The following is an 18,894-nucleotide window of genomic DNA, read 5'->3' as shown; positions in this document are numbered from 1 at the left end:
CCATGTCACTCTTGCTCGACACGTCGGTCGGTTGCCTGGTCGGCGCCGCGGTGGGCGACGCCCTCGGCGGTGCCACCGAGACAGCGCTCCCCGAGCAGATCCGCGCCCGCTTCGGCGGCTGGGTCGAGGGCATCGTGCCCCCGTACCACGCCGACTGGGCGACCGCGCGGCCACTCGCGCCGTACCACAAGGGCGACGGGCACATCACCGACGACACGTTGATGACCCACGCCCTGGTCCGGGCGTACGCGGCCAAGCGGGACCACCTCGACGCGTACGACGTGGTTGAACTGCTCGTCCCCGACCTGATCGAGCGGGTGGTGTACATCCCCGACCTGGAGCGGGAGGGGGTGACCTTCCACCGGCTGGCCGCGGCCGAACGGTGGTTGGTCACCCGCCTGCACCACGCGCACGCCGACCCTCGCGAGGCCGGCGTGGGCAACATCGTCAACTGCGGCGCCGCCATGTACATGGCCCCGGTCGGCATCGTCAACGCCGGCGACCCGGCCGGGGCGTACGCGGAGGCGGTGGAGGTCGCCGGGGCGCATCAGCACAGCTACGGGCGGGAGGCCGCGGCGGTCTTCGCCGCCGCGGTCGCCGCCGCCGCGGCCCCCGGCGCGGGCGTCGACGACGTCCTCGCCGCGACGCTCGACCTGGCCCGCGACGGCACCCGCGCCGCCATCGACGCGGTGGTCAAGGAGGCTCGGGGGTACGACGACTGGAAGGCGGCCATCCCCGCGCTGCGCGCCGCGGTCGCCCCCTACGACACGGTGGGGGAGGAGTACCGCAGCCCCGGCCTGGGCGCCCGCCGGCCCAGCCGGCTGCACGCCATCGAGGAGCTGCCGGTGGCGCTGGGCATGCTGGTGGTGGCCGGCGGCGACTACCGGGCGGCGGTGCTCGGCTCGATCAACTACGGCCGCGACGCCGACTCCACCGCCACCATGGCCGGCGCCATCGCCGGGGCGCTGGGTGGCGCGGCGGCCGTGCCCGCCGAGTGGGCCGAGACGGTGGCGGGCGCGTCCCGCACCGACCTGGTCGAGCCGGCGCGCCTGCTCGCCGAGGTGGCCACCGAGGTCTTCGAGCGCGACCGGGAGCGCTTCGCCCGCCGCGCCGAGCGGTTCGGCGGGCTGGCATGAGCGCTGCGGGTGCCCCGGCCACCGGCGGCCCGACGGCTGCCGGTCGTCCGGCCGGCCCGGCCCGGTCCGGCGCGGGGGGCGGGCTGCGGCTGACCTGGGTGCAGCCGGAGGACCTGCTGCCGCACGAGCTGGCGGCCAGCCGGGACGAGGGCCGCGACGTCACCGCCCTCGCCGACCGCTGGACCGCGGCCGGCGGCGACGTCACCGCCCCGGTCGGCGGGGCGTCGGCGGCGCCCGCGCCACCGGAGCTGCGCGCCCTGGCCGTCGAACTGCTCGACGCCGCCGACGCCCTCCCCGTGCCCCACGCCGGGGACGAGCCGGACGACCTCGCCGCCGTCCGGGCCGGCTGGCCGGCGGCGTGGGACCTGCCGACCACCACCACGCGGGACCGGCTGCACGGCGCCTGGCTCGGCCGGGCCGTCGGCTGCCTGCTCGGCAAGCCCGTGGAGAAGATCCCCCGACCCGGGATCCGGGAGATCCTCACCGCCACCGGCCGGTGGCCCCTGCGCGGGTACTTCACCGCCGAAGGGCTGCCCGTCGACGTCGCCGCCCGCTGGCCGTGGAACCGGCGCAGCGCCCCCACCAGCCTGGCCGAGAACATCGCCGGCATGCCGGAGGACGACGACCTCAACTTCGCGCTGCTGGCCCTGCGCATCCTGGAGACCCACGGTCCGGACTTCACCAGCGCCGACGTGGCCCAGGCCTGGCTGGACTGGCTGCCCGCCGGGCGGGTCTTCACCGCCGAACGGGTCGCCTACCGCAACCTGCTGCTCGGCCACGCCCCGCCGGCGACCGCCCGCCGGCACAACCCGTTCCGGGAGTGGATCGGCGCGCAGATCCGCACCGACGTGTACGGCTGGACCAACCCCGGCCGCCCCGACCGGGCCGCCGAGGCGGCCTGGCGGGACGCCGCCGTCAGCCACGTCCGCGCCGGGGCGTACGGGGCGATCTGGGTGGCCGCGCTCGCCGCGGCGGCGCCGGTCGCCGGGACCATCGACGAGGTGCTGGACGCGGGCGAGTCGGTGCTGCCCCCGGGTAGCCGGTTCACCGCCGCCGTCCGGGAGGCGCGCGCGCTCGGCGCCGGCACCGACGACTGGGAGACCATCGTGGACACCCTCTACGAGCGGCACGGCCACCTGCACTGGGTGCACGTGCGCAACAACGCCGCCCTGGTCGCGGCGGCCCTCGCGTACGGGCGCGGCGACCTGGAGCGCTCCATCTGCGCCGTGGTCGGCGGCGGCTGGGACACCGACTCGACCGGCGCCACCGTCGGCGCGGTCACCGGGGCGCTGACCGGCGCGTCCGGGCTGCCCGACCGCTGGGTCGCGCCGCTGCGCAACCGGCTGGCCAGCAGCGTCGCCGGCTTCGACGGGATCGGCTTCGACACCCTCGCCGACCGCACCCTCGCCCTGGCCGAGGCCACGGTGCCGGCGGACGGCGGTGCGGCGTGAGCGCCCGGGTGATCGTGGTCGGCAGCGCCAACCTGGACCTGGTGGTGACCACGCCGCAGCTGCCCAGGCCCGGCGAGACGGTGCTCGGCGGCGACTTCCGCACCGTGCCCGGCGGCAAGGGCGCCAACCAGGCGGTGGCCGCCGCCCGGGCCGGCGGGGACTGCGCCTTCGTCGGCGCCGTCGGCACCGACGACTTCGGCATGCTGCTGAGTGACAACCTGATCGCCGCCGGCATCGACGTACGGGGCATGCGCACCGTCGACGGGCCCTCCGGCGTCGCGCTGATCGCCGTCGACGGCGCGGCGGAGAACTTCATCGTCGTCGCCCCCGGCGCCAACGCCGCCCTCACCACGCTGGACTCCGCCGACCGGACGGCGGTGGCCGCCGCCGACGTGCTGCTGCTCCAGCTGGAGGTGCCGCTCGCGGCGGTCACCCAGGCCGCCGAGTGGGCCAGCGCCGACGGCACCACGGTGGTGCTCAACGCCGCCCCGGCCCGGCCGCTGCCGGCCGAGCTGCTCGACCTGGTCGACGTGCTGGTGGTCAACGAGCACGAGGCGGCGGTGGTCGGCGGTGTCTTCACCGAAGAGCCGGGCGCCCTGCTCGACGCCCTGGTGACCCTGGTGCCCCGGGTGGTGCTGACCCTGGGCGCGCGCGGCGCCGCGTACGTCGACCGGGACGGCGCCCGCGTCGAGGTCCCCGCGCCGAAGATCGACGCGGTCGACACCACCGCGGCCGGGGACGCGTTCACCGGCGCGCTCGCCGTCGCCCTCGCCGAACGCGGCAGCGCCCTCACCGCCGACACCGCCCCCGCGGTCCTGCGCTGGGCGTGCGCTGCCGGTGCGGCCTGCGCGCAGCGCCCCGGCGCGTCCACCGCCCTGCCGCGGCGGGCCGCGATCGACGCCCTGTACGTCGCGACCTACGGAGATGACGCGTGAGCTTCAACGCCTACGTGCCGCGGCCGATCGACCGGCCGACCGACGTGCCGCTCGGCTCGCACGCCGACCTGACCACCCTCGACGAGGCGAAGATCTTCGCCGCCCCCGCCGACCCGGCCGACTGGCCCGCCTGGCGGGACCAGCTCGCCCGGTGGCGGGTCGACGCCCGGGCCCGCCTCGCCTACACCGGCAGCCACTACGACGAGATCACCGGCGACTGCTTCACCGTCTGCCTCGCCTGGCTCTGGGACGAGACCCTCTACGACCACGAGCGGGGGGTCTTCACCGTCGAGTCCTTCCTGGAGTCCGCCCGGCGCGACTTCGGCGGCTTCGACGGGGTGGTGCTCTGGCACGCGTACCCGGTGATCGGGCTGGACGACCGCAACCAGTTCGACTGGTACCGGGACGTGCCCGAGCTGCCCGAGGTGGTGCGCGCGTTCCAGGCGCACGGCGTACGGGTGTTCGTCGACTACAACCCCTGGGACACCGGCACCCGGCGGGAGCCCGGCACCGACGCCGAGGAGGTGGCCGCGCTGGCCGCCACCCTCGGCGTCGACGGGGTCTTCCTGGACACCCTCAAGGAGGGCGCCGGCGAGCTGCGCAAGGCCCTCGACGCGGTCCGTCCCGGCCTGGTGCTCGAAGGGGAGAGCCGGGTGCCGCTCGCCCGCGTCGAGGACCACGCGATGTCCTGGGCGCAGTGGTTCGCCGACTCCGAGGTGCCGGGCGTGCTGCGCGCCAAGTGGTTCGAGCGGCGGCACATCCTGCACCACACCCGCCGCTGGCACCGCAGCCACCTCGACGAGCTGCACTCCGCCTGGCTCAACGGCTGCGGGGTGCTGGTCTGGGAGAGCGTCTTCGGCGTCTGGGTCGGCTGGAACGACCGGGACCGGGCCGTGCTGCGGGCGATGCGCCGGGTGCAGGCCAGCCACGCCGCCTGGCTGCGCGCCGAGGACTGGGTGCCGCTCGCCGACCACCCCGGCGCCGGCCAGGTGTACGCGTCCCGCTGGACCCACCAGGGCGAGCCCCTGTGGACCGTGGTGAACCGGGGCGACGATCACGACGGTCCGTGGCTGCTCACCGACGCCCGCCCGGGCCGGCGCTTCGTCGACCTGGTGACCGGGGCGGAGCTGACCGTCCGCGAGGCCGGCGCCGGCCGGGTCGCCGTCGGCGGCCCGCTCCCGGCCGGCGCGATCGCCGCCGTGGTCGCCACCGACGCGCCCGTCGCCCGGCACGAGCCGCCGACCGGTGACCCGTCCTTCCCGGCCCGGGCCGCCGTGCGCGCCCGCACCCCGTGGGCGCCCCTCGCCGCCCTGCCCGGCGGGATGGTCACCGTGGACGGCGGCCACCACGACCTGACCGTCCGGCACCGGGTCCGGGAGACCGGGCTGTACGGGGAGGCGCCCTACGTCGACGAGTGGAAGCCGCTGCCGCCCCGGCTGCACCACACCGGCAACCTGCGCCGGCCGGTCCGGCTCGGCCGCTTCGCCATCGACACCCACGAGGTCACCCACGGCCAGTACGCGCGCTTCCTCGCCGCCACCGGCTACCGGCCGGTGCGACCGGAACGGTTCACCGCCGGCCGGGGACCTGCCGACGCCCCGGTCACCGGCGTCGACCTCGCCGACGCCCGCGCGTACGCCGACTGGGCGGGGCTGCGGCTGCCCACCGAGGACGAGTGGCAGGTCGCCGCCGAGGCGGGGCTGCTCAGCAGGCGGGAACCCCTCGTCTGGAACCTGACCGAGAGTGAACACTCCGACGGTCGTACCCGGTTCGTCATCCTCAAGGGCGGATGCGCGTACCGGGCGGAGGGCTCCGACTGGTACCTCGGCGGCGGCCCGCAGCCGCCCGACGTGTCGGTGAAGCTGCTGCTGACCGGGGCCGGGCTGACCCGCTCCGACTCGGTCGGCTTCCGCTGCGCCGCCGACCTGCCAGAGGAGCTCCGATGACCGCGCCGCTGCACGGGGTCAAGGTCGTCGACCTGGCCACCCTCTTCGCCGGTCCGCTCGCCGCCGCGTTCCTCGGCGACTTCGGCGCCGACGTGGTCAAGGTCGAGCACCCGGCCAAGCCCGACCCGTCGCGCGGCCATGGCCCGGCCAAGGACGGCGTCGGCCTGTGGTGGAAGGTGCTCGGCCGCAACAAGCGGACCGTCACCTGCAACCTCTCCGACCCGCAGGGCGCGGAGCTGCTGCGCCGGCTGATCGGCGACGCCGACGTGCTGGTGGAGAACTTCCGCCCCGGCACCCTGGAGCGCTGGGGGCTCGGCCCCGACGAGCTGCACGCCGTCAACCCGCGCCTGGTCATCGCCCGGATCAGCGGCTTCGGCCAGCTCGGCCCGTACGCGTCCCGGCCCGGGTTCGGCACCCTGGCCGAGGCGATGAGCGGCTTCGCCGCCGCCACCGGCGAACCCGACGGGCCGCCGACCCTGCCCCCGTTCGGGCTGGCCGACTCGGTGACCGCGCTCGCCGCCGCGTACGCGGTCATGCTGGCCCTGCGCGGCCGCGACCTCACCGGCCGGGGCCAGGTCGTCGACCTGGCCATCATCGAGCCCATCATGGCGATGCTCGGCCCGCAGATCACCTGGTACGACCAGCTCGGCTACGTCCAGCCCCGGCTGGGCAACCGGTCCAACAACAACGCCCCCCGCAACACCTACCGGTGTGCCGACGGGCGGTGGGTGGCCGTGTCGACCAGCGCGCAGAGCATCGCCGAGCGGGTGCTGCGGCTGGTCGGCCGCCCCGAGCTGATCGACGAGCCGTGGTTCGCCACCGGCAGCGGCCGGGCCGCGCACGCCGACGAGCTCGACGCCGCCGTCGCCGCCTGGGTGGCGAAGCGGGACCGGGACGAGGTCGTCGCCGCGTTCGAGGCCGCGCAGGCCGCCGTCGCTCCCGTCTACGACGTCCGCGACATCCTCGCCGACCCCCAGTACGCGGCGCTCGGCACCGTCGCTACCGTCCCGGACGAGGAGCTCGGCCAGGTGCGGATGCAGAACGTGCCGTTCCGGATGTCCGCCACCCCGGGGGAGATCCGGCACGCCGGCCGGCGGCACGGCCAGGACACCGACGAGGTGTTCCAGGCGCTCGGCATCACCGACGACGAACTGGCGGCGCTGCGCGCGCGGGGGGTGATCTGATGCTCACCTGGCTCTACGTGCCCGGCGACCGGCCGGACCGGTTCGCCAAGGCGGTCGCCTCGGGCGCCGACGCGGTCATCCTCGACCTGGAGGACGCCGTCGTCGCCGGTCGCAAGGCGTACGCCCGCGCCGCCATCGCCGACTTCCTCGCCGCGCCGCTCCCGGTGCCGGTCCAGGTCCGGGTCAACGAGCTGACCGGCCCGGACGTCGACGCCGACCTGGCCGCCGTCGCCGGCGCGCCGGGGCTGGCCGGGCTGCGACTGCCCAAGGTGGAGTCACCGGTGACCGTCGCCGCGCTCGCCGCCCGGACCGACACGCCGCTGCACCCGCTGATCGAGTCCGCCGCCGGGCTGGAGGCCGCGTACCCGATCGCGACCGCGCATCCGGCGGTGGCCTCGCTCGGGCTCGGCGAGGCCGACCTGCGCTCGGACCTGGGCGTCGCCGACGACGACGGTCTGCTCTGGGCGCGCGGCCGCGTCGTGGTCGCGGCCCGCGCGGCCGGCCTGCCGCCGCCCGCCATGTCGGTGTACGCGAACGTCGCCGACCTCGACGGGCTGGCCGCCTCCTGCGCCGCCGGCCGGCGGCTCGGCTTCCTCGGCCGGGCGGCCATCCACCCGCGCCAGCTCTCGGTGATCGCCGAGGCGTTCCGGCCGGCCGAGCGCGAGGTGGCCCGGGCCCGGGAACTCCTCGCCGCGGTCGCCGACGCGCAGGCCCGCGACTCCGGCACGGTGGTGCTGCCCGACGGCCGGTTCGCCGACCGCGCGATGGTGGCCGCCGCCCGCCGCGTCGTCGACCTGGCCACCCGGTACGCCGCCTGAGCGCCGCCGGCTCTCAGCCGATGCGCCCGCGTCCGAAGGCGTCGGCGCGGCCCCACCGCCCCGGGATGTCCCGCAGTTCGATCCGACCGATCTCTCGGGGCACCGCCGGTCTGGTCACCATGTGCTCCCCGCGCGGCTCCATCCCGAGCATGGTCCGCAGCAGCAACAAGGGGGTGCCCGTCGACCACGCCTGCGGACTGCAAGCCGTCGGATATCGCACGGGATACCTGGTCAGCTCCCGCTCATGTCCGGCGAAGGCCTCCGGCAGTCGACCCTCGAAGTAGTTGGCTGCGTCGATGATGCCCTGGGCGATGTGTGCGGCTTCCTGGGCGAAGCCGTAGCGGCGGAGTCCCCAGGCGATGAAGGAGTTGTCGAAGGGCCAGACGGTGCCGACGTGGTAGCCGAGCGGGTTGTACCGGGCCTCTCCCTTGGCGAGGGTGCGCACGCCCCAGCCGGAGAAGAGTCGGGGGCCGAGGAGGTGTTCGGCGATCTTTGCGGCTCGGGACTCTTCGACGATGCCGCTCCACAGCAGGTGGCCGATGTTGGAGGACAGCGCGTCGACCTGGCCGCCGTCGGCGTCGAGAGCGAGGGCGTAGTACTCGCCGTCCTCCACCCAGAAGTCCCGGTTGAACCGTTCCTTCAGTTCGGCGGCTTCGCGTTCGAGGCGGTCGGCGTACGCCGGGTCGTTCCAGAACTCGCGGGCCAGGCGGGCGCCGCGGATCTTGGCGTCGTAGGCGTAGCCCTGCAGCTCACAGGTGGCGCGGGGCAGGCCGGGCAGCCTGCCGTCGCGGTAGGAGATCGCGTCCCAGGAGTCCTTCCAGCACTGGTTTTCCAGGCCATTGACCTCGTTGCGGCGCTGGTACCAGATGTAGCCGTTGCCCATGATGTCGCCGTACTCGTCGATCCAGTCGAGGGCGGCCCGCGCAGAGCGCTCGAGAAGCCGCACCGTATTGGCGTCTCCGGTCCAGCGCTCATATTCGTCGATGAGGATCACGTAAAGGGGCGTCGCGTCGGCGCTGCCGAAATACGGTGAGTGCGGCTGCTCCTCGAACCCGACCGTCTCCCCGTAGCGCAACTCGTGCATGATCTTTCCAGGCTCTTCTTCGCGGAAATCGCCCAGGACGACGCCCTGCAGCAGCGTAAGAAGGCGCAGCGTCGTAGCGGCGAGATCCGGCGCGAACGGCAGCGCCTGCAGGCTGGTGAAGATGCTGTCACGACCGAAGATGGCCATGAACCACGGCAGACCGGCGGCAGGAAGGCTTCGTCCGCCGGCCGTCAGCGGCATGAAACGCAGCGCGGCGAGGTCGATGAGGCTGCGCTGGTAGGTCATCATCAGTGGCTCGGAGTCGCAGGTCAGACGCGGTGTCTCACCGAGCCACCGGTCCAGGTCCCGGCGCATCTCCGTTTTGACCCGACCGGGTCTGCCCTGAAGGCTCTCCCGGAGATCACGCCCGTCCACGCCCAGTGTCGCCACGTGAAGTTCGGTTACCCATTCGCCGTGTGGTTCGATCCGGACGTCGTACGTCAGCCCGTGTTCGTCGACCTGTGCAGGCTCGGTGCTGGAGATCAGTGTCTCCCGCTGGAACTCCTTGCGCTTGTAGCCCAGACGCAGGCACCCGTTTTCGACCCGCGTGTAGTGCTGTCCCTTCTTCTCCCGCACGTCCTTGATCTCGAACAGATCGGCAAAGTCGCTGTCGACCTCGAACCGGATCCGTAGGTCGACCGGCTCACCCTGGTGGTTGACCACCGTCAACCGCTCCTGAAAGCTGCCACCGATCGAGCGCTCGCGGATGGCCGAAACCTTGGGGTCGACCAAGGGAGTCGGAACAAACGGGACGACGAAGAACCGCGTTTCGAAGTACTCGATGTCGTCGACGGTGATCGCGCTGAGCCGATCCCCGTCGATGCTCAGTAGCCACTTCGACAGGAACCGGGTGTCAAACGAGAACAGTCCGGTCGGGATGGTGGGAGACGCGTCGATATCGCCGCTGCCATCACTGACCACGAACGTGTTGCCGTCCAGAAGCCTGACGAGGCCCTCGGTCATGCCTGCCGTCCCCGCTCGCGGGCGAACCCCCGCGGGTGGTGCGCACCCGGCGGCCCCGGAAAAACCCGCTCGAAGAGGCGGGCCAGCCGCACGTCGCCCTCGGCCCTGAGTTCGTTACGCACCCACGCCGTGTACAAGTGCGCCTCGCCGCTGACGAATCTGCCGAAGAGCGCCTTGTCGGTGCGGATGACGCAGTCGGCGTCGCTCTTCTCCCTCGACACCTGGAGATCACCATTCATGATCGTGACGAGCCAATGGTCGACCCCGTGAGCGTGCTCGAGGTCGAAGCGTGTGGTGCCGGTCGCCTCCTCGAGCAGGGGTTCGTGGCCGCGCCGGCCGAGCCTGTCGAAGAACTCCGCCGCAGGATCGGACATTCGGACTCCCTCGGTCAGTCCTGACCAGCACAGCATCGCCCGGGCCGGGGCGCGTCGGCATCACCCGCATCGGATGAGATTGGCGTAGCCCACAGGGTCTTTCAATCTCATCCGCTCCGGGTGATGCCACGGCACCACGGTCTGAGCGACGCTGCACCTTGAGCCGGTCGACTTCCAAGGGGTGGCGATATGTCGAATGCGACCAGAGACTTTTTCGACGAACTCGGCCGCCGCGGGTCCGAACGCCTGCTGAAAAGGACCACCGGCACAATACGCTTCGACCTCCAGCACGATCACGGGATCGACCATTGGTTCCTCACGATCATGAATGGTGATGTCCAGGTGTCGAGGGAGAAGCGCGACGCCGACTGCGTCATCCGTACAGACAACACGTTCTTCGACCGCATGACCCGGGGCGAGGCCAAACCACTTCCGGCGTGGCTGAGGAACGAGATCACGAGCGAAGGCAAATTTCGGTTCATAGTGCTCCTGGAGCGGCTCTTTCCCCAGACGCCCGGCGCGCGCCATCCGCGGACCCTTGCCCGCGATCGTGGGGGGCGGAGATGAGTGCGGACCTCGTCAGGATCCTGGACGGCAACATCTTCGTGCTGAGCTATGACAGCGGCGACCTCGAAGCGACGCCCACTGTCCCGTGCGGGTTCTTCTCGTTCGACACCCGATTCCTGTCGCTGTGGCGGCTGAGCGTCAACGGTGAACGGCTGCACCCGCTTGCCATGGACGACTCGCGCTACTTCGAAGTGCGTTTCTTCCTGGTGCCGGGCGCACCGACCCATTACATGGACGCCAAGGTGTCGGTCATCCGTGAACGGTCGGTCGCTGGCAGCTTCGAGGAGCGGTTGACGGTCCTCAACCATGCCGGGGAACCGGCCGAGTTCACCGTACGCATCGAGGCGGACTCTGACTTCATCCCGCTGATCGCGGTCGGACAACAATGGGAGCGAGCTGGCCGGGTTTACAAGCGCGTCGAGGACGGGTGCCTGCGTCTCGGCTACGAGCGGGAGAAGTTCCGGCGCGAGACGCTTATCTCCACGACCGAGCCGGCGCAGGTCGACGAACACGGGCTGACGTACAACATCCGCCTCGGCCCGCACGAACAGTGGACCACGACACTGCACGTTCGAGGACTGGTGCTGCGCCCGGACGGCCAGGATTCTCGCGAGCATGTGCATCCCGGCCGCCGCAGGCGAAGCAAGCCGCAGCTCGAGCAGGACCTTAAACAGTGGCTCGACAAGGCGCCGCAACTGAACTGTGACTGGGAGCCGCTGACGAAGACGTACCGGCGTAGCCTGGTGGATCTTGCGGCGTTGCGGTACTCGCCGCTGACGCTGCCGGACGAGTCGATGCCCGCCGCCGGCCTACCGTGGCTCGCGACCCAAACTGGGCGTGACCCCATTCTCGCCAGCCTGCAGGCACTGCCCTTCGTCCCGGACCTCTCCGTCGCGACGTTGCGCATGCTGGGGATTGACCAGGGCTCCGTGCTGGACGACTTCCGCGACGAGGAGCCGGGAAAGATCCTGCGCGAGTTTCGCTACGGCGAGCTGGTCGCGTTCGAGGAACGCCCACAGTCGCCGTATTACGGCAGCGCCGATGTCACCCCGCTCTACGTGATCCTGCTCGACGAGTACGAGCGGTGGACCGGAAACGCTGTCATGGTGCGGGAGTTCGAGGACGAGGCCCGGGCGGCCCTGCACTGGATCGACGAGTACGGCGACATCATGGGCAACGGCTACATCTGGTACCAACGCCGCAACGAGCAGACCGGCCTGGAGAACCAGTGCTGGAAGGAATCGTGGGACGCGATCTCCTACCGCGACGGCAGGCTGCCCGGCCTGCCCCGCGCCACCTGTGAGCTGCAGGGCTACGCCTACGACGCCAAGATCCGCGGCGCCCGCCTGGCCCGCGAGTTCTGGAACGACCCGGCGTACGCCGACCGCCTCGAACGCGAAGCCGCCGAACTGAAGGAACGGTTCAACCGGGACTTCTGGGTGGAGGACGGCGAGTACTACGCCCTCGCTCTCGACGCCGACGGCGGCCAGGTCGACGCGCTGTCCTCCAACATCGGCCACCTGCTGTGGAGCGGCATCGTCGAAGAGTCCCGAGCCGCGAAGATCGCCGAGCACCTGCTCGGCCCCCGACTCTTCTCCGGCTGGGGCGTGCGCACCCTCGCCAAGGGAGAGGCCCGGTACAACCCGCTCGGCTACCACGTCGGCACGGTCTGGCCGTTTGACAACTCGCTCATCGCCCTGGGACTGCGCCGCTACGGCTTCACCACAGAAGCGGCACTCATCGCCGACAGCATCATCGAGGCAGCCCACTACTTCAAGGGGCGCTTGCCAGAGGCCTTCGGAGGGTACGACCGCGAGCTGACGACGCACCCCGTCCAGTACCCCACAGCGAACAGCCCTGAGGCCCGGTCCACCGGTGCGCCATTCCTGTTGTTGCGAACCGTGCTCGGCATGGAGCCGTACGGAGATGACCTGGTGGTGGCGCCGAGGCTGCCCGAGAGATTCGGTCGGATCGAGCTTCTCGACATTCCTGGGCGCTGGGGCCGGATCGACGCCATCGGGTACGTGTAGCTCGGAGCGTAGAAGAGCGGCTGCCGCGCCCGAAGAAAGCGGCTGACCTGACAGGCCCCGTTCAGATCCACGACGGCGAGGGCGGGGTCGGGGCACTCCACATCGAGCGGATCCTGGCGATCGTCGCCGCCTCCGGTCCCGTAGGCTCGCGGCACCCCCCTTCCTGGAGTCGTCATGTCCCAGCCACCGCCTCGCCTCCGCCGCCGGACGGTGCTCGCCGCAGCCGGTGGCCTGGCGGTGGTGGGTGTCGCCGGCCCTGCCGGCCTCGCCCTGTCGTCCGGGACGGCGCCGGCACCCCCAGCCCTCGGTCGCCGGCCGATCAGCATGGCGATGCACATCCACGCCTCGTTCAGCGAGGGCATCGCCAGCTACGCCGCCCACCTCGACCAGGCCCGCCGCAACGACGTCGACGTGATCTGGTGGACCGACCACGACTTCCGGGTCGCCGCGCACGACCACCGCCGGATGGTGCACTTCGACGGCGCGGAGGAGCTGGAGGGCGGGCTGGCCTGGACCTGGCAGGCGTCCATCGAGGGCCGGCTCACCGCGTCGGCCGCCGACTTCGTCGACAGCCCGCACGCCACCGACCCGGCGAATGCCCTGCGCCTGACCGCCACCGGCGACGGCACCCTCTGGTACGCCGGCAAGGCCTGGAACTGGACGCACACCGCCAACATCTCGGACACCACGCTCCACCTCGACGTGCTGCCGGAGACGTCCGGGCCGGACGCGCTGCTGCTCGTCGAGATCGCCCTCTCGCACCACCCCGCCCGCGCCGGTCGGCCCGCCGGCCAGCACATCCTGCGCTACCGCATCGGCGCCGGGCACGCCGGTCACCAGACTGACGGCCTGGTCGGCACCGTCGACCTGCCCGCCCCGCCCGGGCAGTGGCGGCGGCACACCCTCCCGCTGGTGGCGGATGTCCGGCGGCTCTGGCCCGACCTGGTCGCCGGGGACAACTCCCTGCGCGGGCTGCGCCTCGGCGTCGGCGTGACCGGATCAGCGCGCGGCAGTTTCGTCGTCGACCGGCTGGCCTTCGACCGGGCCCGCCGCGCCGGCCAGGCCGGCGAGGAGCTCCGGGCCGAGGTGCTGCGTGCGTACGACGGCGTGTACCCGGGTGTCACCCACCACCGGGCGTACGAGGTGTCGATGGTGCGGCACCTCAACTGGTTCGGTGGGGACCAGACCCTGCCGGAGTTCCCGTCGCCGCCGTACCGGGACAACGACGTGACCCGCACCGAGCAGATGATCGAGTTCCTGCACTCGCATGGTGGCGTGGTCTGCTGGAACCACCCGCTCGACGTGGAGAGCCGGGAGTCGCTGGCCCGGCTGATGGTGGAGCGGAACAACCTCGGCGCCGACCTGGTCGAGATCGGTCGCGGCCCCCTCGACGACCACCTCTGGGCGCTCGACGTCGCCGCCCGCAACGCCGTCTTCTTCACCGCCGTCGGGGTCACCGACGACCACGACGGCACCGACTGGCGGGGACGCGGCGACCGGCACATCACCTACGTCTGGGCGTCCTCGATGGAACGTGACGACCTGGTGGCCGCGCTGCGCGCCGGCCAGGCCTGGTTCACCGACCTGGCCCGCTACCGGGGCGCGCTGGACATCGAGGTCGACGGCCGTACGGCGATGGGCGCGGTCGCCGTCACCGACGCGCCGGAGCTGACGGTACGGCTCCTCGCCACCGACCTGCCGTCCGGCGCGTCCCTGGAGGCAGTCGTCGGAACGGTCGACCTGGCCGGCGTCCGCGACCTGACCCCGGCCACCCGGACCACCCGGATCTCCAGGCGGCAGCTTCGCCAGGGCTGGTACGACCTGCGGGTCACGCCCGGCGGCGGCACCTACCTCCGTACCCAGGTCAGGGGCAGGGACGGGGCGCTCCTGGGGGTGAGCAATCCCGCGTGGTTCCTGTCCGGTACGCAGACCCACGACGTACCGCCGGCCCGCCGCTTCTGATTTTCGGACGGGGAGGAGATGCTAAGGGAGGTCTCCCTTGCCCAGTGCGGGACCTCGCGGTCACGCCTGACCGCCAGCGTCGTGCTGAGGCTCTGTACTGGGTATCTCGCCCGAGATCGGCAGCCAGCAGGTTCACCAGCACCGCCTCCCGCCGCCGGATGGGGTGCGGACCGCGATGGCGCGCTCCCGCTCGGCCAGGCCCGGGGGAGTGAACGGCGCCGGAACGGGTAGGCGCGGCGCCGGGAGGCGGGCGCCTCCGGGATCGAGGGGGACAATGGGAGCCGCCGTCGTCGTCGGCCTGGTCATCGTCATCGCGATCGTGGTGTTCGTGCTGGCGCTCAGCGTCCGGCTGGTGCAGCAGTACCAGCGCGGCGTCGTGTTCCGCTTCGGCCGGGTGCTGGATCGCATCCGGCAGCCCGGCTTCCACCTGATCATTCCGGTCGCCGACCGGATGGTCCGGGTCAGCATGCAGACCACGGTGATCGGGGTGCCCGCGCAGGGCGTCATCACCCGGGACAACGTCACGCTCACTGTCGACGCGGTCGTCTACTACCGGGTGGTCGACCCGGTGAAGGTACTGGTCAACGTGCGGGACTACCCGTCGGCGGTGCTCCAGGTGGCCCAGACGGCGCTGCGGTCGGTGATCGGCAAGGCGGACCTCGACACCCTGCTGCGTGACCGGGACCGGATCAACGCCGAGTTGAAGGCGGTGATCGACGCGCCCACCGAGAAGCCGTGGGGGCTGCTCATCGAACGGGTCGAGGTTAAGGACGTGTCGCTGCCCGAGGGGATGAAGCGGTCGATGTCCCGCCAGGCCGAGGCCGAGCGGGAACGGCGTGCCCGGGTGATCGCCGCGGACGGTGAGTTCCAGGCGTCCCGCCGGCTCGCCGACGCCTCCCAGGCGATGGCGAACACGCCGGGGGCGTACCAGCTGCGGTTGCTGCAGACGGTGGTGGAAGTCGCGGCGGAGAAGAACAGCACTCTGGTCATGCCGATCCCGGTGGAGCTGCTGCGCTTCTTCAGCGAGTACACCCGGGCCGCCCGTGAGCAGGCGGCTCCCGGTGGGCCGGGGCCGAAGGAGCAGGCCACGCCGGTCGGGCCGGTGCTCGGTCCGGTCACCGAGAACGTCGCCGCCGCGGCGGAGGGGACCGACGGGCACCGCCGATCCCCGCGCTGACGGGGCAGCGTATATACCGGCTGGCTGCATATACTGCTGCGCATGACCGACAGCCCGCTCCGGGAACCGACGTTCCTGGTCCTCACCGCGCTGGCCGAGACACCCCAGCACGGCTACGCCGTCATCGAGGACGTCCTGCGCATCTCCGAAGGGCGGGTGCGACTGCGCCCCGGCACCCTCTACGCCGTGCTGGACCGGTTGCGCGCCGACGGCCTGATCGAGGTGGAGCGGGAGGAGGTGGTGCAGTCCCGGCTGCGCCGCTACTACCGGCTCACCGCGCTGGGCGCGACCCGGCTCGCCGACGAGGCCGCCCGGCTGCGCCGCAACGCCGAGGCCGCCGGCCTCCGGCTGCGCCGCGCCGGCCTGCTCCCCGAGGGGGGAGCGGCGTGAGCGACGCGGAACTGGAACGCCGCTACCGCCGGCTGCTCGCCGTCTACCCGTGGGAACACCGCCGGGCGTACGAGGAGGAGATGCTCGCGGTCCTCCTCGCCGACGCCCGACCCGGGCAGCGCCGGCCCACCGCCGCGGACACGGCCAACCTGATCGGCGCCGGCCTGCGGGCCCGGCTGCGGGTGAGCGCACGGGGGTTCACCGAGCCGGCCTGGGCCGACGCCGCCGCGGTGACGGGCCTGGTCGTCGCGCTGGCCCTGTTCGCGCTCGCCGCCAAGGCCCTGGTCGACCAACTGATGCCCGACCCGTCCCTGCCGCCTCCGCTCCGGTCGGTCGGACCCGACCTGGTCGACTGGGCACGGGTGGCCGGCTGGGCCGGGATCGCCGTCGCCGCGCTGGTCGGGCCGCGGTGGCTCGCCGCCGGGCTCGCCTGGGCGGCCGTCGCCGCCTGGGCGGTGCTGGTGGGGCCGCAGGCAGCCGACAACCCGGCGTACGTGGTGGACACCCTGCCGCAGTTCGCCCTCGCGATGGTGGCGGCCGCCGCCCTCACCGTTCCGGCGCCGCGACGTCGGGCGGTGGCGGTGCTGGGGGTACGCCGGCTGGCGGCAGTATTGCTGGCGGTGCTGGCGGCGGCGTCGGTCCTGGAGACCGCGCGGCTGACCGCGCCGGGCTTCCCGGAACTCCGCCCAGGCGACAGCTACACCTCCTATGTCCTGTACGACCTGGAGGCCGGCAGCGAGGTGGTGCTCTGGCTCTACGTCGCCGGGCTCGCCGTCGCCGCCCTGGTGGTGCTGGTCAGCCTGGTCGGCCTCGCCCCGGAGATCCGGCGGCGGGTCGCCGTCATGCTGGCGCCGGTCGCCGCGCTGGCCCTGGTGATCGACAGCGCGCTGGCCGGCTGGGCGGTGTCCACCGTGCACATGGGGCACACCATTCCGCTCGTACCGGCGCAGTGGGCGATGCTGGTGCTCGTGCCGGCGGTGACGTTCCTCGCCGGGGTGCTGCTCGTCCGCCGCCGGGAGGAGACGCTGCGGATGGTCGCCCTCGGCCGCGACGCCGACCGGGAGCGACCCGCGGCCTGAGCCGCCGTCGGCGGTCCCGCGCTCAGGCCGGGACCGCCGGCGCCCGCACAGCGTGCGGCGTCGTCGCGGGTCCGGCCGTCCGGCCCGCGCTCTCCTCGGTGCGCCGAGCCGGGAGCCGCCAGTCCACTCCGGTCGTCGTCGCCGCCGAACAATGGGTTCGTCGGAGCACCCGGCCCGCGCCGGGCGGCGGGGGGTGGGACGCGGACGCTCAGCCGAGCAGGCCGCTGGTGGGCAGGGGCAGGGGCAGGCCTGGCAGCGGCGGCAGCAGCGACGGGCTGGGGGCCGGCGGCAGCGGCAGCCGGGGCAGCGGCAGCACCGGGTCGTCACCGCCCCCGGTCGGCGAACTGCCCGGCGCCGGTCCGGTGCCCGGCTCCGTCGGCTCCGGCGGTGGCGCCGGGGCGCGCGTCGCCGCGCTTTCGGTGGGGCCGGGCCGCGGCGCCGACGGTGCGGGCGAGACCGGAGCGGTGGCGGGCGGCACGGCGTCGGCCCGGGCGGCGCCGAGCTGGCGGGCCAGCGCGTCGAGCTGCGCGCGGAGCCGGTCCACGGTGGCCGGGTCGGTGATCGCGGTCAGCTCCCGGCGGGCCTGGTCGACGAGGCGTTGGGCCTCGTCGAAGCGGCCGGCGCCCAGCGCCGCGCGGGCCCGCGCGATGGTCTCCTCGACGCCGCGCACCTCGGCCTGCTGCGGATAGAGCAGCTTGGTCAATGTCCACAGCGGGCTGCTCGGCCCGGCGTTGCGGCTGCCGATCGCGAGCCCCGACACCAGGGCGAGCAGCACGACCACCGCGGCAGCCAGGCGCAGCGCCCAGGGGCGGGAGCGGGCGGCCGGACGCAGGGGAACCGGCGGCTCGGGCGCCCCGCCGTCCCCGGTCGGGGTGGGGGGCCGCACCTCCGCCGGCTCGGGGGCGTCGGCGGCGACGTCGGCGTGCCACGCGGCGAGCATGGCGGCGACGTCGTCGTCGGCCGGCGCCTCCTCGCCCCGGCCGAGCGCGTCGAGCAGCAGATCGTCGCGGGCGATGACCTCCAGGTCCATCGCCTCCTCGCCGCCGGGCGTGCGCTCACTCATGCCGCCACCTCGTCCAGTGCGTCCCCGGCAAGGGTACGGAGCCGGGCCAGGGCCCGGGACTGGGCCACCCGTACCGCGGCCGCCGTCATCCCGACGATCGCCCCCACCTCGTCGGCGGGAAGCCCCACCGCGACCCGCAGCAGGATGATCTCCCGCTGCGTCTCCGGCAGCTTCTTCAGCAGCACCGACAGCCGCCGGGCCAGGTCGGTGGCGACCGCCTGCTGCTCCGGCCCGGGAGCGGCGTCGGGCTGTTCCAGCGGCGCGTCGGTGGGGGTGACGGCGGAGTCGCGGATCGCCGCGCGTTGCGCGTCGGCCACCTTGTGCGCGGCGATGCCGTAGACGAAGGCGGCGAAGGGCGAGCCCTGGTCGCGGTAGCGGGGCAGCGCCCGCAACACCGCGAGACAGACCTCCTGGGCGACGTCGTCGGCGGTGGCGTACGCGCCGCCGATGCGACCCAGGCGGGCCCGGCAGTAGCGGACGAGGCCGGGGCGTACCTCGGTGAGCAGCGCGGACGTGGCCGCCCGGTCGCCCGCGGCGGCGCGACGGACGAGCTCTGGCTCGATCACTCTGGTCATGGCGTTCGCGAGGCACCTTCATTACCGGCCGGTTACCGGCACGCTATCGAGCCCACCCCGTTTTGCCTAGTTCGCCGAGGGTGACGGAGGGCTGACGCAAAGAAAGGTGTTGCGCCGGCGGTCGCTCCCGCGATGTCCCAGATGACGACGGAGGGAGGGG

At 73.2% G+C, this 18,894-nt stretch carries 16 protein-coding genes; 12 read left to right on the top strand and 4 right to left on the bottom strand.

Going from position 1 to position 18,894, the window contains the following annotated elements:
• Positions 1-2 precede the first annotated feature (2 nt).
• From ACTWO6_RS18395 to ACTWO6_RS18370, 6 genes are read left to right on the top strand one after another with little or no spacing between them, the layout of a single operon-like run.
• Positions 3-1,136 (top strand): ADP-ribosylglycohydrolase family protein, encoded by a 1,134-nt coding sequence (locus ACTWO6_RS18395; RefSeq protein WP_446215062.1) that lies wholly within the window; start codon positions 3-5, stop codon positions 1,134-1,136.
• The gene (locus tag ACTWO6_RS18390; protein ID WP_446215061.1) at positions 1,133-2,587 is read left to right on the top strand and encodes an ADP-ribosylglycohydrolase family protein; all 1,455 of its coding nucleotides are present in this window, start codon (positions 1,133-1,135) and stop codon (positions 2,585-2,587) included. Before ACTWO6_RS18395 ends, ACTWO6_RS18390 begins: the two co-directional genes overlap by 4 nt.
• Complete coding sequence (locus tag ACTWO6_RS18385; RefSeq protein ID WP_446215060.1) at positions 2,584-3,522, top strand: ribokinase; 939 nt, start codon at positions 2,584-2,586, stop codon at positions 3,520-3,522. The genes ACTWO6_RS18390 and ACTWO6_RS18385 overlap by 4 nt, the downstream gene beginning before the upstream one ends.
• Complete coding sequence (locus ACTWO6_RS18380) at positions 3,519-5,468, top strand: SUMF1/EgtB/PvdO family nonheme iron enzyme (RefSeq protein WP_446215059.1); 1,950 nt, start codon at positions 3,519-3,521, stop codon at positions 5,466-5,468. Before ACTWO6_RS18385 ends, ACTWO6_RS18380 begins: the two co-directional genes overlap by 4 nt.
• Positions 5,465-6,652, top strand: coding sequence for a CaiB/BaiF CoA transferase family protein (locus ACTWO6_RS18375; RefSeq protein WP_446215058.1), 1,188 nt, complete (start codon positions 5,465-5,467; stop codon positions 6,650-6,652). The genes ACTWO6_RS18380 and ACTWO6_RS18375 overlap by 4 nt, the downstream gene beginning before the upstream one ends.
• Entirely contained in the window at positions 6,652-7,470 is an 819-nt protein-coding gene (locus tag ACTWO6_RS18370; RefSeq protein WP_446215057.1) for an HpcH/HpaI aldolase/citrate lyase family protein, read from the top strand. The genes ACTWO6_RS18375 and ACTWO6_RS18370 overlap by 1 nt, the downstream gene beginning before the upstream one ends.
• 13 nt (positions 7,471-7,483) lie before the next feature.
• Here ACTWO6_RS18370 and ACTWO6_RS18365 read toward each other — a convergent pair whose 3' ends face one another.
• Positions 7,484-9,517: an amylo-alpha-1,6-glucosidase gene (locus ACTWO6_RS18365; RefSeq protein WP_446215056.1), complete on the bottom strand. Its 2,034-nt coding sequence runs from the start codon at positions 9,515-9,517 to the stop codon at positions 7,484-7,486.
• Positions 9,514-9,891: an SCP2 sterol-binding domain-containing protein gene (locus ACTWO6_RS18360; RefSeq protein ID WP_446215055.1), complete on the bottom strand. Its 378-nt coding sequence runs from the start codon at positions 9,889-9,891 to the stop codon at positions 9,514-9,516. The genes ACTWO6_RS18365 and ACTWO6_RS18360 overlap by 4 nt, the downstream gene beginning before the upstream one ends.
• A gap of 189 nt (positions 9,892-10,080) precedes the next feature.
• Here ACTWO6_RS18360 and ACTWO6_RS18355 point away from each other — a divergent pair, with 189 nt between their 5' ends.
• The 6 genes from ACTWO6_RS18355 (at position 10,081) to ACTWO6_RS18330 (ending at position 17,096) form a co-directional block, all read left to right on the top strand.
• Positions 10,081-10,458, top strand: coding sequence for an SCP2 sterol-binding domain-containing protein (locus ACTWO6_RS18355; RefSeq protein WP_446215054.1), 378 nt, complete (start codon positions 10,081-10,083; stop codon positions 10,456-10,458).
• The gene (locus tag ACTWO6_RS18350) at positions 10,455-12,488 is read left to right on the top strand and encodes an amylo-alpha-1,6-glucosidase (protein ID WP_446215053.1); all 2,034 of its coding nucleotides are present in this window, start codon (positions 10,455-10,457) and stop codon (positions 12,486-12,488) included. Before ACTWO6_RS18355 ends, ACTWO6_RS18350 begins: the two co-directional genes overlap by 4 nt.
• Before the next feature lie 174 nt (positions 12,489-12,662).
• Positions 12,663-14,450: a hypothetical protein gene (locus ACTWO6_RS18345; protein ID WP_446215052.1), complete on the top strand. Its 1,788-nt coding sequence runs from the start codon at positions 12,663-12,665 to the stop codon at positions 14,448-14,450.
• Positions 14,451-14,724: 274 nt separating this feature from the next.
• Complete coding sequence (locus ACTWO6_RS18340; protein WP_446215051.1) at positions 14,725-15,627, top strand: SPFH domain-containing protein; 903 nt, start codon at positions 14,725-14,727, stop codon at positions 15,625-15,627.
• Positions 15,628-15,669: 42 nt separating this feature from the next.
• On the top strand, positions 15,670-16,017 hold the full coding sequence (locus ACTWO6_RS18335; protein WP_446215050.1) for a PadR family transcriptional regulator: 348 nt from the start codon (positions 15,670-15,672) through the stop codon (positions 16,015-16,017).
• Positions 16,014-17,096 carry a hypothetical protein gene (locus ACTWO6_RS18330; protein WP_446215049.1) on the top strand — a complete coding sequence of 361 codons (1,083 nt, stop codon included), beginning with the start codon at positions 16,014-16,016 and terminating at the stop codon, positions 17,094-17,096. Before ACTWO6_RS18335 ends, ACTWO6_RS18330 begins: the two co-directional genes overlap by 4 nt.
• Positions 17,097-17,304: 208 nt before the next feature.
• Here ACTWO6_RS18330 and ACTWO6_RS18325 read toward each other — a convergent pair whose 3' ends face one another.
• A complete protein-coding gene (locus tag ACTWO6_RS18325; RefSeq protein ID WP_446215048.1) occupies positions 17,305-18,159 on the bottom strand; it encodes a hypothetical protein in 855 nt (284 codons plus the stop codon).
• The gene (gene shbA / locus ACTWO6_RS18320) at positions 18,156-18,734 is read right to left on the bottom strand and encodes an RNA polymerase sigma factor ShbA (RefSeq protein WP_446215047.1); all 579 of its coding nucleotides are present in this window, start codon (positions 18,732-18,734) and stop codon (positions 18,156-18,158) included. The genes ACTWO6_RS18325 and shbA overlap by 4 nt, the downstream gene beginning before the upstream one ends.
• Positions 18,735-18,894 lie beyond the last annotated feature (160 nt).

It is taken from the genome of Micromonospora sp. IBHARD004 (genome assembly GCF_052814115.1).
The sequence above is the reverse complement of the archived record's forward strand: the minus strand, read 5'-3'. Positions and strand labels throughout refer to the sequence as shown.

Excerpts from the sequence above, each read along its gene's own strand:
- ACTWO6_RS18395 (WP_446215062.1), top strand. The coding sequence starts at position 3 with ATGTCACTCTTGCTCGACACGTCGGTCGGTTGCCTGGTCGGCGCCGCG.
- ACTWO6_RS18390 (WP_446215061.1), top strand. The coding sequence starts at position 1,133 with ATGAGCGCTGCGGGTGCCCCGGCCACCGGCGGCCCGACGGCTGCCGGT.
- ACTWO6_RS18375 (WP_446215058.1), top strand. The coding sequence starts at position 5,465 with ATGACCGCGCCGCTGCACGGGGTCAAGGTCGTCGACCTGGCCACCCTC.
- ACTWO6_RS18370 (WP_446215057.1), top strand. The coding sequence starts at position 6,652 with ATGCTCACCTGGCTCTACGTGCCCGGCGACCGGCCGGACCGGTTCGCC.
- ACTWO6_RS18365 (WP_446215056.1), bottom strand. The coding sequence starts at position 9,517 with ATGACCGAGGGCCTCGTCAGGCTTCTGGACGGCAACACGTTCGTGGTC.
- ACTWO6_RS18360 (WP_446215055.1), bottom strand. The coding sequence starts at position 9,891 with ATGTCCGATCCTGCGGCGGAGTTCTTCGACAGGCTCGGCCGGCGCGGC.
- ACTWO6_RS18355 (WP_446215054.1), top strand. The coding sequence starts at position 10,081 with ATGTCGAATGCGACCAGAGACTTTTTCGACGAACTCGGCCGCCGCGGG.
- ACTWO6_RS18350 (WP_446215053.1), top strand. The coding sequence starts at position 10,455 with ATGAGTGCGGACCTCGTCAGGATCCTGGACGGCAACATCTTCGTGCTG.
- ACTWO6_RS18345 (WP_446215052.1), top strand. The coding sequence starts at position 12,663 with ATGTCCCAGCCACCGCCTCGCCTCCGCCGCCGGACGGTGCTCGCCGCA.
- ACTWO6_RS18340 (WP_446215051.1), top strand. The coding sequence starts at position 14,725 with ATGGGAGCCGCCGTCGTCGTCGGCCTGGTCATCGTCATCGCGATCGTG.
- ACTWO6_RS18335 (WP_446215050.1), top strand. The coding sequence starts at position 15,670 with ATGACCGACAGCCCGCTCCGGGAACCGACGTTCCTGGTCCTCACCGCG.
- ACTWO6_RS18325 (WP_446215048.1), bottom strand. The coding sequence starts at position 18,159 with ATGAGTGAGCGCACGCCCGGCGGCGAGGAGGCGATGGACCTGGAGGTC.
- shbA (WP_446215047.1), bottom strand. The coding sequence starts at position 18,734 with ATGACCAGAGTGATCGAGCCAGAGCTCGTCCGTCGCGCCGCCGCGGGC.